This is a genomic window from Streptomyces sp. NPDC047017 (assembly GCF_040644175.1).
In the GTDB taxonomy this organism is placed as follows: Bacteria; Actinomycetota; Actinomycetes; order Streptomycetales; family Streptomycetaceae; genus Streptomyces.
Genome location: NZ_JBEYVW010000013.1, coordinates 166,730 through 180,190, shown reverse-complemented (window position 1 = coordinate 180,190; position 13,461 = coordinate 166,730). Strand labels below are relative to the sequence as shown.

Sequence of the window (13,461 nt, the reverse complement as noted above, 5' to 3'; positions counted from 1 at the left end):
CCCGAGCGGGCCCGGCCCGGTGAACGGGCCGTCTTTCGGACGGGTCGCCAGGCGGGTCGCCCGCGGGTCTTCGGCGGTTCTGCCGGCTGTTGCTCCGGCGGATCTGCCGATGATTCTTCTGATTTTCTGGTGGGTCTGCCGCCGGTGCCTTCGGCGGTTGTTCCGGCGGCGGGGACCGGCCGGTCCGGTGTACATCCAGCCGGTCGGTTGTGCGGGTGGACGCGCTGTGCGCGCCGCGCGCGGGGCGGCGCCGGGCGAGCGCGCCGTGCGGGGCAGGCGGGACGCGAGGGATGCGTGGGGCGTGCCGGTCGGCACGGGCCGCCGGAGGTCACCGGGCCGCCGGTCTTCGCCGGACCGGCGGTGTCACCGGCCCGCCGGCTGTCGCCGGGTCGTCGGACGCCCGGTGCCGTGAAGTGGTCCGCGGACAATGGTCTGCGGGAAGTGGTCCGCGGAAAATGTCCTGCGGGAACTGGTCCGTGGAAATCGGTCTGCGGGAAGTCGTCTGCGGGAAGTGGTCTGTCGGGGGTGTGGTCGGCGTCGCCTACCGCAGGCCGGTCACCAGTGGCAACGCGGCCCGCCGGGCGATGGCTGCTCGTTTCGCCGCGGATGCCGCATCCTTGAGGGTGTGGAGTTCCTCGGGGACGAGTCGGTCGAGCGGAATGGGAGGGCGCAGGGGATGGGTTCCGGCGCACCTGCTCATAACGCTTCGGTGCACAACCACGAAGGCGGTGCCACGGAGCGGACGACGCCAAGGCACCATGGACCGATGCGTGACGACGAGGCGGCAGTTGCCCCAGGGGCGATCGGTGGCCTCGTGCACCGTGCCGTCGACGGCGACGAGCGGGCCACGCACGACCTGCTGGCCCGCGTCCATCCGCTCGCGCTGCGCTACTGCCGCACCCGGCTGTCCCGGCTCCCCGGCGACGCGCGCCACTTCGTCGAGGACCTGGCCCAGGAGGTCTGCGTCGCCGTCCTCCTCGCCCTGCCGCGCTACCGGGACACCGGCCGTCCCTTCGAGGCGTTCGTCTTCGCCATCGCCTCGCACAAGGTCGCGGACCTCCAGCGCGCCGCCATGCGCCACCCCGGTTCGACGGCCGTGCCGTCCGACGAGATGCCCGAGCGCCCGGACGACTCCCTCGGCCCGGAGGAACGCGCCCTGCTCAGCAGCGACGCCGAATGGGCCAAGAAACTCCTCGCCAACCTCCCCGAGAACCAGCGCGAACTGCTGCTGCTGCGCATCGCCGTGGGCCTGACCGCGGAGGAGACCGGGCAGATGTTGGGAATGTCACCGGGCGCGGTCCGGGTCGCCCAGCACCGCGCGCTGAGCAGGCTGCGGGCCTTGGCCGAGCAGTAGCCGCCGCCCCCGGTCCCGTCGCGGCACAGTGGGCGTACGGCCTCGTGCTCGTACGAAGACTCGTACGAAGGCATGAAGCCGAAGGTGATCTTCGTTCGTGGAATGAGACGCCTCCACTTCCCGTTAGCATGGACATCCGCACCGATCAAGGCCATTTGGGGAAGGTGTCATGACTGCCAACGTCGACGGAGTGCCCGGAAAATTCGCGACACTCGGGCTGACCTACGACGACGTGCTGCTTCTGCCGGGCGCATCCGAGGTGCTCCCCAACGCGGTCGACACATCGTCCCGTATCTCCCGCAATGTGCGGGTCAACATCCCGCTGCTCTCGGCGGCGATGGACAAGGTCACCGAGTCCCGCATGGCGATCTCGATGGCCCGGCTGGGCGGTGTCGGCGTGCTGCACCGCAACCTCTCGGTCGAGGACCAGGTCAATCAGGTCGATCTGGTCAAGCGGTCCGAGTCCGGCATGGTCACCGACCCCATCACCGTGCACCCGGAGGCGACGCTCGCCGAGGCGGACGCGCTGTGCGCCAAGTTCCGCATCAGCGGGGTGCCCGTCACCGACCCGGCCGGCAAGCTCCTCGGCATCGTCACCAACCGTGACATGGCCTTCGAGACCGACCGCGGCCGCCGGGTGAGCGACGTCATGACGCCGATGCCGCTGGTCACCGGCAAGGTCGGCATCTCCGGCGTGGACGCCATGCAGCTGCTGCGCAAGCACAAGATCGAGAAGCTTCCGCTGGTCGACGACGCGGGCGTCCTCAAGGGCCTGATCACCGTCAAGGACTTCGTCAAGGCGGAGCAGTACCCGAACGCGGCCAAGGACGCGGAGGGCAGGCTGCTCGTCGGCGCCGCGGTCGGTGCCAGCCCCGAGGCCCTGGAGCGCGCCCAGGCGCTCGCCGAGGCCGGGGCGGACTTCCTGGTCGTGGACACCTCGCACGGCCACAACAGCAACGCGCTGAGCTGGATGTCGAAGATCAAGTCGAGCGTCTCCGTCGACGTGATCGGCGGCAATGTCGCCACCCGCGACGGCGCGCAGGCCCTGATCGACGCCGGTGTCGACGGCATCAAGGTGGGCGTGGGCCCCGGCTCGATCTGCACCACGCGCGTGGTGGCCGGCATCGGCGTCCCGCAGGTCACCGCCATCTACGAGGCGTCGCTCGCGGCCCGCCCGGCGGGCATCCCGCTGATCGGCGACGGCGGCCTGCAGTACTCCGGCGACATCGGCAAGGCGCTCGCCGCCGGTGCCGACACGGTCATGCTGGGCAGCCTGCTCGCGGGCTGCGAGGAGTCGCCCGGCGAGCTGCTCTTCATCAACGGCAAGCAGTTCAAGTCCTACCGGGGCATGGGCTCGCTGGGCGCCATGCAGTCCCGCGGTCAGGCCCGGTCGTACTCGAAGGACCGCTACTTCCAGGGCGAGGTCGCCTCCGACGACAAGCTGGTGCCCGAGGGCATCGAGGGCCAGGTGCCCTACCGCGGCCCGCTGGCCAACGTGCTGCACCAGCTCGTCGGCGGCCTGCGCCAGACCATGGGCTACGTCGGCGCGGCCACCATCGAGGAGATGGAGACCAAGGGCCGCTTCGTCCGGATCACCTCGGCGGGCCTCAAGGAGAGCCACCCGCACGACATCCAGATGACGGTCGAGGCACCCAACTACAGCAGCAAGTAGGCGGCGCCGAGCAGGCGCTCCGCCGTGCAGGGCGGCCCCGGAAGCCTCCGGGGCCGCCCTTGCCATGGGCGTCGGCGATACTGGAAGACGCTGAAACGCATCAGGGAAAGGCCACAGACGTGACTGAGATCGAGATCGGGCGCGGCAAGCGCGGCCGCCGGGCGTACGCCTTCGACGACATCGCCGTCGTCCCCAGCCGCCGTACGCGGGACCCGAAGGAGGTCTCGATCGCCTGGCAGATCGACGCCTACCGCTTCGAGCTGCCCTTCCTGGCCGCCCCCATGGACTCCGTCGTCTCCCCGGCCACCGCGATCCGCATCGGTGAGCTGGGCGGCCTGGGCGTGCTCAACCTCGAAGGGCTGTGGACGCGGCACGAGGACCCGCAGCCGCTGCTGGACGAGATCACCGGGCTGCCCGCCGAGGCCGCCACCCGCCGCCTCCAGGAGATCTACGCGGCTCCCATCAAGGAGGAGCTGATCGGCGCGCGCATCAAGGAGGTGCGCGACTCCGGCGTGGTCACCGCCGCGGCGCTCTCCCCGCAGCGCACCGCCCAGTTCTCCAAGGCCGTCGTGGACGCGGGCGTGGACATCTTCGTCATCCGCGGCACCACGGTCTCCGCCGAGCACGTCTCCTCCGCGCACGAGCCGCTGAACCTGAAGCAGTTCATCTACGAGCTGGACGTCCCGGTGATCGTCGGCGGCTGCGCCACCTACACCGCGGCCCTGCACCTGATGCGCACCGGCGCGGCCGGTGTCCTCGTCGGCTTCGGCGGCGGCGCCGCGCACACCACGCGCAACGTGCTCGGCATCCAGGTCCCGATGGCCACCGCCGTCGCCGACGTGGCGGCCGCCCGCCGCGACTACATGGACGAGTCCGGCGGCCGGTACGTGCACGTGATCGCGGACGGCGGTGTCGGCTGGTCCGGCGACCTGCCCAAGGCGATCGCCTGCGGCGCCGACGCGGTGATGATGGGCTCCCCGCTGGCCCGCGCCACGGACGCGCCCGGCAAGGGCCACCACTGGGGCATGGAGGCCGTCAACGAGGAGCTGCCGCGCGGCCAGAAGGTCGACCTCGGCACGGTCGGCTCCATCGAGGAGGTCCTCACCGGCCCCTCGCACACCCCCGACGGCTCCATGAACTTCTTCGGCGCCCTGCGCCGCGCCATGGCCACGACCGGCTACAGCGAGCTGAAGGAGTTCCAGCGCGTCGAGGTGACGGTCGCGGACTCCCAGCACAAGCGGTAGCCCACGGGCTCCGGTCCGCAAAAGGGTCCGGTCACTCGCTCAGGCGAGTGGCCGGACCCTTTCGCGTGTGCTGTGCCTGCGCAGGCGGCGTCATGCAAGGGGGCGTCCATGGGGCGTCACCGCAAGCCCACCCGCTGGGACCGCATCCGTCTTCGGGTGGTGAGCGGCCGCCCCCATCAGAGGTAGGGGCGGACACCGACAGCCGGGGTCGCGAGAGTCCGTCGCCGGGCCGACGGACTCCGCGCTCGTACGCTACCGAGGCGTGAAACCCCCTGGCCACCGGCTGCGGAGCAGCACGCATCCACGCGCCCCCTTTCACAACCGATGCGCCGCCCCCAGGGGAGCCGCGCCGCGGGTGTCCAGGAGGAGCTGGGCCTTGACGGACAGGCCCTGGAGGTCGTACGTCCGGTGGTGCTGGAGGAGGATCGTCAGGTCGGCGTCGGCGACCGCCTCGTACAGCGCGTCGGCGCGGGGGACGGGCCGGTCCTGGACGCTCCAGGCGGGCACGTACGGGTCGTGGTAGCTGACGGAGGCGCCGAGGCCGGTGAGGCGGACGGCGATCTCCTCGGCGGGGGTGCCCTGGAGGTCGGCGAGGTCGGGCTTGTAGGTGACGCCCAGGAGCAGGACGCGGGCGCCGCGCGCCGACTTGCCGTGCTCGTTGAGGAGGGTGGCGGCGCGCTGGACGACGTAGCGTGGCATGCGGCTGTTGACCTGCTGGGCGAGTTCCACCATGCGCAGCCCGCGCCCGCCGGGCCCGGCCAGGTCCTGGGGGAGGCCGTGGCCGCCGACGCCGGGGCCGGGGCGGAACGCCTGGAAGCCGAACGGCTTGGTCTCCGCGCAGCGCACCACGTCCCACAGGTCCACGCCCAGGTCGTGGCAGAGGACGGCCATCTCGTTGACGAGCGCGATGTTGACGTGCCGGTAGTTGGTCTCCAGGAGGTGCACGGTCTCGGCCTCGCGCAGCCCGCGCGCGCGGACCACCTTGTCGGTGAGGCGGCCGTAGAAGGCGGCGGCGGACTCGGTGCAGGCCGGGGTGAGGCCGCCGATCACCTTCGGCGTGTTGGCCGGCGTGATCGCGCGGTTGCCGGGGTCGACGCGGCTGGGGGAGTAGGCGAGGTGGAAGTCGCGGCCCGCGAGCAGTCCGGAGCCCTCCTCCAGGAGCGGGCGCAGGAACGCGTCCGTGGTGCCGGGGTGGACGGCCGACTCCAGGATGACGGTGGTGTGCGGGCGCAGCTGCCCGGCGAGGGCGCGGGCCGCGGTCTCCACCTGGCCGAGGTCGAACCCGCCGTCGGCGGCGCGCGGGGTGGGCGCGCAGATGACGGCGGTGCGGACCCGGCCCAGCTCGGCCGGGTTGGTGGCCGGCCGGAAGCCCCCCGAGAGCATCCGGCGCAGTTCGGCGGCGCTGAGGGCGCCGGGTTCCTCCCCGGTGCGGTACCCGAGCGTGGGGATGCCGGCGGCGACGGCGGCCTGGGCCAGGGGCAGGCCGAGAGGACCGAGTCCGATGACGGCGAGATCTGCGGGCATGGCGTGGGCCGTCCTTCCCAATAACCGAGGTGGGGCTGGCACGCAAGTCCGGTGGACAGGACGAGCGAGTGCAATGTCAGACTAGGAGTAAATATGACCGTTTTGCGGGATTGACCAGCGTGTTTCTCGGTGCGCCGCCCGGAGTTGTCCACAGGCTGGGGGCGACTGGTGGCTGAAGACGGGCAACCCGGTCAGAATTCAGGCATGGGGAGAACGCGGGGGGTACAGGGGACGGATGGGACGGGGCTTCGCCCGACGGGTGCGGCCGGCTCGACCGAGAACGGGAGGCAGCGGTGAGGACAGCGACACTGGGGCCGGCGCAGCGCGCCGAGTCACTGGCGGCAATGGCCGAGCGAGAGCTTGACATCCTGGTCGTGGGTGGCGGCGTGGTGGGCGCGGGCACGGCCCTGGACGCCGTCACACGCGGCCTGTCCACCGGCATAGTGGAGGCGCGCGACTGGGCGTCGGGCACCTCCAGCCGGTCCAGCAAGCTCATACACGGCGGACTGCGCTATCTGGAGATGCTCGACTTCGCGCTCGTGCGGGAGGCCCTCAAGGAGCGCGGACTGCTGCTGGAGCGGCTGGCCCCGCACCTGGTCAAGCCGGTGCCGTTCCTGTACCCGCTCCAGCACAAGGGCTGGGAGCGGCTGTACGCCGGCTCGGGCGTCGCGCTCTACGACGGCATGTCGATGGCCCGCGGCCACGGCAGGGGACTGCCCCTGCACCGCCACCTGACCCGCCGTCACGCGCTGCGCGTGGCGCCCTGCCTGAAGAAGGACGCCCTGGTCGGCGCCTTGCAGTACTACGACGCCCAGATGGACGACGCCCGCTTCGTGGCGACCCTGGTGCGCACCGCCGTCTCCTACGGCGCGCTGGCCGCCAACCGCGCGCGGGTCACCGGGTTCCTGCGCGAGGGCGAGCGGGTGGTCGGGGCCCGGGTGGAGGACGTGGAGGGCGGCGGCGAGTACGAGATCCGCGCCAAGCAGGTCGTCAACGCCACCGGTGTGTGGACCGACGACACCCAGGCGCTGGTGGGTGAGCGCGGCCAGTTCCACGTCCGCGCCTCCAAGGGCATCCACCTCGTGGTCCCCAAGGACCGCATCCACTCCAGCACCGGGCTGATCCTGCGCACCGAGAAGTCCGTGCTGTTCGTCATCCCCTGGGGCCGGCACTGGATCATCGGCACCACCGACACCGACTGGGACCTCGACAAGGCGCACCCGGCCGCCTCCAGCGCCGACATCGACTACCTGCTGGAGCACGTCAACTCGGTGCTCGCGGTGCCGCTCGGCCGCGACGACGTGGAGGGCGTCTACGCGGGCCTGCGCCCCCTGCTGGCCGGCGAGTCCGACGCCACCAGCAAGCTCTCGCGCGAGCACACCGTGGCCCACCCGGTGCCCGGCCTGGTCGTGATCGCGGGCGGCAAGTACACGACGTACCGGGTGATGGCCAAGGACGCCGTCGACGAGGCGGTGCACGGCCTGGACATGCGGGTCGCCGACTGCGTCACCGAGGAGACCCCGCTGTACGGCGCGGAGGGCTACCAGGCGCTGTGGAACGCGCGGGCGCGCATCGCCGCCGACACCGGCATCCACGTGGTGCGCGTCGAGCACCTGCTGAACCGGTACGGGTCGGCGGCGCAGGAGGTGCTCGCCCTCATCGCCGAGGACCCGTCGCTGGGCGCGCCGCTGGAGGCCGCCGACGACTATCTGCGCGCCGAGGTCGTCTACGCGGCCTCGCACGAGGGCGCGCGGCACCTGGACGACGTGCTGACCCGGCGCACCCGGATATCCATCGAGACCTTCGACCGGGGCACGCGCAGCGCCCGGGAGGCAGCCGTGCTGATGGCGCCGGTGCTGGGCTGGGACGAGGGCCAGATCGAACGCGAGGTCGAGCACTACCAGAAGCGGGTCGAGGCGGAGCGGGAGTCGCAGCGCCAGCCCGACGACCTGACGGCCGACGCGGCGCGGCTGGGCGCGCCGGACATCGTGCCGTTGTAGGGCGGTTTCGGGCGAGAAGGGGGAGTGACGGGGGAGTTCTGCGGGAGAGGGGGAGAAAGGGAGCGGCGGAAAGCGGGAGTTTCGTCACCGGTCGTCAGCCCGCCGCGCCGCGCGCGCTGTTCAGCGGCGCCCCCAGGGTGCCCCCAGGGTGTCCCCAGGGGCACCCTGGGCGTTGAGCACTTGTCGGGTGAGAGACAATGGAGGCTCTGTCAGGGCGGGTTGCATGAGGGGACGCATGTCGGAGGCGGAGCGGGCGGGGGCATCCCGTCAGGACACTCGTCAGGACAACAGCGAGCGTCTTCTCGCCGGGCGGTACCGGCTGGGAGACGTGCTCGGCCGTGGCGGCATGGGCACCGTGTGGCGGGCCGAGGACGAGACCCTGGGCCGGACGGTGGCCGTCAAGGAGCTGCGGTTCCCGACCAACATCGACGAGGACGAGAAACGGCGGCTGATCACGCGGACGCTGCGCGAGGCCAAGGCCATCGCGCGGATCCGCAACACCAGCGCGGTGACCGTCTTCGACGTGGTCGACGAGGACGACCGGCCGTGGATCGTCATGGAGCTGGTCGAGGGCAAGTCGCTGGCCGAGGTGATCCGCGAGGACGGCCTGCTGGAGCCGCGGCGGGCCGCCGAGGTCGGGCTCGCCGTCCTGGACGTGCTGCGGTCCGCGCACCGCCAGGGCATCCTGCACCGCGATGTGAAGCCGTCCAACGTGCTGATCGCCGAGGACGGCCGGGTCGTGCTCACCGACTTCGGCATCGCGCAGGTCGAGGGCGACCCGTCCATCACCTCCACCGGCATGCTCGTCGGCGCGCCCTCCTACATCTCCCCGGAGCGGGCCCGCGGCCACAAGCCCGGCCCGGCCGCCGACCTGTGGTCCCTCGGCGGCCTGCTGTACGCGGCGGTCGAGGGCACCCCCCCGTACGACAAGGGGTCGGCGATCGCCACCCTGACCGCGGTGATGACCGAGCCGCTGGAGGAGCCCAAGAACGCCGGGCCGCTGCGGGACGTCATCTACGGCCTGCTCAACAAGGACCCGGCCAAGCGTCTTGAGGACGCGGACGCCCGGGCGATGCTCAAGGCCGTCGTCCACGCCCCCGAGCCGAGGGCGGCGGAACCGGAGCCTCCGGCGGACGCGACGAGGGTCGTACCGCTGCCGGCGCAGCCGGACCGGCGGGCGGGCAAGGGCGGTACGAAGGGCGGCGGCGCGGGCTCCGGTCCGGGCGCCGGTGGCTCCGGTGCCGGGGGCGGCAGGCGGGGCGAGGAGGCGGGCGACCGGCTGCGCGGCGCGCTGCGCTCGGTGCGCAAGGCCGCCGGGGCGGCGGGCGCGGCGACCTCGGCCGCGGCCTCCCGGGCCAAGCCGGGGGCGGGCGGTACGACGGGCGGCGCGGACGCGGCGGCTCCGGCGGCGAACGCCACGGGTCCGGCCGCGGGCGGCTCCACGTCCGGTGGCAAGGCGGCGAGCGGCGGGACGGCGACCGGCAAGACGGCCGGTGACAGGTCGGCCGGTGACAAGACGGCGGGCGGCAAGGCTGCTGGGGCTGGGGCTGGGTCTGGGGCTGGGACCGGGGCTTCTGCCGGTGCGGGCGCCGGGGCCGGTACCGGGAGTGGTGCCGGTGCGGCGGCCCGTGACGCGGCGGGCGGCGCGGCCGCGGGCGGCAGTGGCGGCGGCGACCGGAGCGAGAAGGCGGGCGGGAAGGCGTCGGGGAGCGGTGCGCGGGGGACCCGGTCGGGCTCCGGGTGGCCCGTGGTGCCGCCGCCGGACCTGGACCTGACACCGCGGCCGGTGCCCAGGGCGCCGCTCACCGACGTCGTGCCCAAGCGGACGCTGGTGATCATCGCGGTGGTCGTCGCGCTCGCCGTGATCGGTGCCGTGCTGGCCATCGCGCTGAGCGGCGACGACGAGGACGCCGCGGGCGGCGGGAGCGGGGCCGCCCGTACGTCGGCCGCCGCCGGTACGTCCGCGAGCACGCCGGCCGGCCACGGCAAGGGCGGCGCGAGCGGCACGGACGGCAAGCAGACCGGCTCCGCGACGGGGACGGCCGGCGGATCGCCCGCCGCGAGCACCGGCGCCGGCACGCCCGGCGGGGGCGACGCGTCCGCCGGTTCCGGCGCCGGCGCCGCCGCCGCGCCGGAGACGACGTACAAGAGCGGTCAGGGCTACACCATCGGGCTGCCCAAGGGCTGGAAGCACACGGCCACCGACGACGCGGGGGACCGCTTCACCGGTCCGGACGGGCAGAAGCTGCTCATCGGCTGGACGTCGACGCCCAAGGACGACCCGGTGGCCGACTGGCAGGACCAGGAGGGCTCCATGCGCCGCTCCGCCTACCACCGCCTCCGGATCGAGAAGGTGGACTACCGCGGCTGGAACACGGCCGACTGGGAGTTCACCTACACCGACGGGGGTACCCAGTACCGCACGATCGACCGGGGCTTCGTGGTCAGCGATCACCTCGGGTACGGCCTGATGTACACGGCGAAGGCCGGTGACTGGGACGGCGACCTGCGCAAGGGCACCTTCGAGACGCTGACGAAGTCGTTCCAGCCCAAGTGAGATCCGGCTTCCCCTCTTGCGGGTTGCCTCCGGCACGTATCGTGAGTGGTCGCGGACCGTGAGCGTCGGGAACGGGCCGTGCAGCGAACGGAAGTGACCGACCGTCGGCCGGGGGAGGCAACGTGGACGACTACGCGGGCCGGGTTCTCGCCGACCGCTACCGCCTGCCGCTGCCCCCCTCCGAGGAGTACGAACTCACCGAGACCCGGGCCTTCGACACCTACAGCGGCCAGGAAGTGCTGCTGCGCCAGGTGCCGTTGCCCGAGGTGGTCGAGGCCGAGGTGCTGGACGCGGACGGGCTGCCCGAGGGGTTCACCGCCCGGGAGGGCGGCTTCCGCGGGCCCGGGCCGCGCACCGGACGCGGCACGTCCCCGGCGCGCGGCGCCCGCGCGGCCGCCGGGGCGACGCGGCGGCCCGCCGATCCCGCGGTGCGCCGGGCGGTCGAGGCCGCGCAGGCCGCGGCGCGGATACCCGACCATCCGCGGCTCGACCAGGTCTTCGACGTGTTCACCGAGGGCGGCTCGCTGTGGGTCGCCAGCGAACTGGTCGCCGCCCGTCCGCTGGCGGCCCTGCTGGCGGAGAGCCCGCTGACGCCGTACCGGGCGGCCGAGGTCGCCTCCGACCTCCTCATGGCGCTCCGGGTGCTGCACGGGCACGGCTGGGTGCACCGCAACATCACCGCCCGCACGGTCCTCGTCTGCGACGACGGCCGCGTGATGCTGACCGGCCTCGCGGTCGGCGCGGCGGAGGAGGCGCTGTGCGGCTACGACCCGGTACCGGCGCCGGACGGCGAGGGCGGCGAGGAGGGCGAGGACACCGGAGGGGGTGCCCAGGGGGGCGCCCGGGGCGGCTTCCAGGGCGGCGGGGGCGGCTTCGAGGGCGGCGGGGGCGGCTTCGAGGAGGGGCCCTCCGGGGCGGCGGGGAGCCGTGGCGGTCCGGGGGCGTACGGCGGGCGAGGTCCGTACGCGCAGGCGGGTCCGTACGGCGGCGAGGCGGGTCCGTACGGCGGTGGCGGTCGCGGAGACGCGGGAGCCGCAGGGGTCGAACGAGCCGCGCCGGCCGTGGGTGAGGCGGGGGCCGATCCCGAGGCCGCGCGGCGGGCCGCGATCGAGGCGCGGGCGGCCGGTGCGCTGCCGCCGCCCGGCGGCGACCCGGGTGGCGGCGCGGGCGCGCTCGTACGGCGTACGCCGGAGAGCGGTGGGGACGTCCGGGCGGCGCGCGCCGGAGCGATCGCCGCGTATCGCGCGGGCGCGCGGGCGGCGGCCCGGGTGCAGGAGGCGCAGCAGAGCGCGCGGCCCGCGCTGCCCGGTGCCCGGCCGCCCGCCGAGGGCGAGAACCGGGGCACGCCGCCGGGCCGGATCGCCGACCCCTACGGCGTCGGCGCCGCTCCCTGGAACAGCGCCGCACCGGACCCGGGAACCGGCGGCGCGCCCGCCACGGGCGCCGGGAGCGGTGCGGCCGGCGCCGGTGACGAGGGCAGGGCGGCCACTGGGACCGGCGGGGCGACCGGGGCAACCGGGGCCAGCCGCCCGGGCGTCGCTCCTGGACCGGGCACTCCCGGCGGTCCTGCTGGTCCGGGCACGCCCGGTGGCCCTGCGGGTCCTGCTGGTCCTGCCGGTCCTGCGGGTCAGGGCATCCCCAGCGGTCCGCGCACCCTCGGTGGCCCGGCCGGGCCCCCCGGTCTTCCCGCCCCCGCCCATCCCGCCCAAGCCGCCCCCCCCGCCCCCTCGAACCGCGCCGCCCTCCCCCCGGCATCCCCGGCCGTCCCGGCTGCTCCGGCCGCCGCCCCCTGGGGCGACCCCGTCGCCGGTGTGCCCGTGCGGCCGCGGCCGGGGTCCGGTACCGCGCTGGCCGCCGAGCGGGCGCGGCAGGCGCGGATGACCGTGGTGGGGCCGGTGACCGAGCGCTGGGCGCCGGAGCAGGCCGGGCCCGTGCACGAGAACTGGCAGCTGGCCGCGCCGATCGGCCCCGCGACCGACCTGTGGGCACTGGGCGCGCTGCTCTTCCGGGCCGTACAGGGCCACGCGCCCTACCCGGAGGACTCGACCGCCGAGCTGGTGCAGATGGTGTGCGCCGAGCCGCCCGCCTTCGCGGAGGAGTGCGGCCCGCTGCGCCCGGTGGTGGAGTCGCTGCTGCGGCAGGACGCGACCGAGCGGCTGGACTTCGAGGAACTGGGCGGCTGGCTGCGCTCGCTGGTGCGCTCCGCGCCCGAACCGGAGGCGGGGGCCGACGTCGTGGCCGCGCCGCCCGCCGACCCGGCCCGGCTGCCGATCGTCCGGCGCCGGGGCGAGCTGGTGCGCAGGCGGCGCGCCGGGCTCCCCGCCCACCACGGGCGGCACAAGCGGGCCCGGGAGGCGGAGCGTTCACCGCGCGGCCTGGGGCGCCTCCTGCTCCTGCTGGTGCTGGTCCTGCTGGCGGCGGCGGTCGCGTACGCGATGCTGTTCCTGCCGAAGTCCGGTGAGGAGGGGGCCGGTCAGGCGCCGCGCGGCGACCGGACGACGGCCGCCGGCGGGACGGGCGGCGAACAGTCCCCGGGCGGCGGGGAGCAGGGCACGGGGTCAGGTCCGGGTACGGACGACAGCCCCTCGCAGTCCTCCGGTTCGGCCCAGACGCAGACCACCGGGGCCGGGCTGCCCGGCGGTTTCACGCTGCGCAAGGACGCCGCCGGGTTCCGGATCGCGGTGCCCGCAGGCTGGAGCGGCGCGCCGAAGAACGACCACGGCGAGGTGGTCTACTCCCACGGCGGCTTCCAGCTGATCGTGGTGCCCGGCCGGGACGGCGCGGACCGGTTCGGCAGCGACCCGATGGTCTATCAGCGGGAGAAGGAGAGCGAACTGCAGGGCTACCGCGACTCCAGCTGGGCCACCTCCTCGGGGCTGCGGACCACCCAGGTGGGCGGGCGGACCATGGCGGAGGGGCAGTTCACCTGGACCGGCCCGGACGGGCAGCAGCTCTTCGTGCGCAACCTCGCCGTCCTGCTGGGCGGCCGCTACCACGTGGTGCAGGTGCGGGGTCCCGACGCCCAGCGCGACGAGGTGAGCCGGGTGTACGAGCAGGCGTCGGCCACGTACCAATACACCGGCTGAGCCGCAAGTTCGGGGAAATTCCCG

Annotated in this window: 7 protein-coding genes; 6 read left to right on the top strand and 1 reads right to left on the bottom strand. The window is 74.1% G+C overall.

Translation table 11 applies throughout. From position 1 onward, the window contains the following. Positions 1-766: 766 nt before the first annotated feature. The 3 genes from ABZ858_RS22425 to ABZ858_RS22415 all read left to right on the top strand — a co-directional run bounded on the left by ABZ858_RS22425 (position 767) and on the right by ABZ858_RS22415 (position 4,270). Positions 767-1,354, top strand: coding sequence for a sigma-70 family RNA polymerase sigma factor (locus ABZ858_RS22425; protein WP_361381258.1), 588 nt, complete (start codon positions 767-769; stop codon positions 1,352-1,354). 169 nt (positions 1,355-1,523) lie between these two features. Further along, the gene (guaB, locus tag ABZ858_RS22420; RefSeq protein ID WP_361381255.1) at positions 1,524-3,026 is read left to right on the top strand and encodes an IMP dehydrogenase; all 1,503 of its coding nucleotides are present in this window, start codon (positions 1,524-1,526) and stop codon (positions 3,024-3,026) included. 119 nt (positions 3,027-3,145) lie between these two features. Next, entirely contained in the window at positions 3,146-4,270 is a 1,125-nt protein-coding gene (locus ABZ858_RS22415; protein ID WP_361381252.1) for a GuaB3 family IMP dehydrogenase-related protein, read from the top strand. A gap of 315 nt (positions 4,271-4,585) precedes the next feature. On the opposite strand, the gene ABZ858_RS22410 is transcribed toward ABZ858_RS22415, so the two are convergent. Then, a complete protein-coding gene (locus ABZ858_RS22410; protein ID WP_361381249.1) occupies positions 4,586-5,794 on the bottom strand; it encodes a nucleotide sugar dehydrogenase in 1,209 nt (402 codons plus the stop codon). Positions 5,795-6,087: 293 nt separating this feature from the next. Here ABZ858_RS22410 and ABZ858_RS22405 point away from each other — a divergent pair, with 293 nt between their 5' ends. The 3 genes from ABZ858_RS22405 (at position 6,088) to ABZ858_RS22395 (ending at position 13,437) form a co-directional block, all read left to right on the top strand. After that, entirely contained in the window at positions 6,088-7,794 is a 1,707-nt protein-coding gene (locus ABZ858_RS22405; protein ID WP_361381246.1) for a glycerol-3-phosphate dehydrogenase/oxidase, read from the top strand. A gap of 235 nt (positions 7,795-8,029) precedes the next feature. After that, on the top strand, positions 8,030-10,351 hold the full coding sequence (locus ABZ858_RS22400) for a serine/threonine-protein kinase (protein ID WP_361381243.1): 2,322 nt from the start codon (positions 8,030-8,032) through the stop codon (positions 10,349-10,351). Between the two features lie 122 nt (positions 10,352-10,473). Next, on the top strand, positions 10,474-13,437 hold the full coding sequence (locus ABZ858_RS22395) for a protein kinase (protein ID WP_361381240.1): 2,964 nt from the start codon (positions 10,474-10,476) through the stop codon (positions 13,435-13,437). The last annotated feature ends 24 nt before the right edge of the window (positions 13,438-13,461 follow it).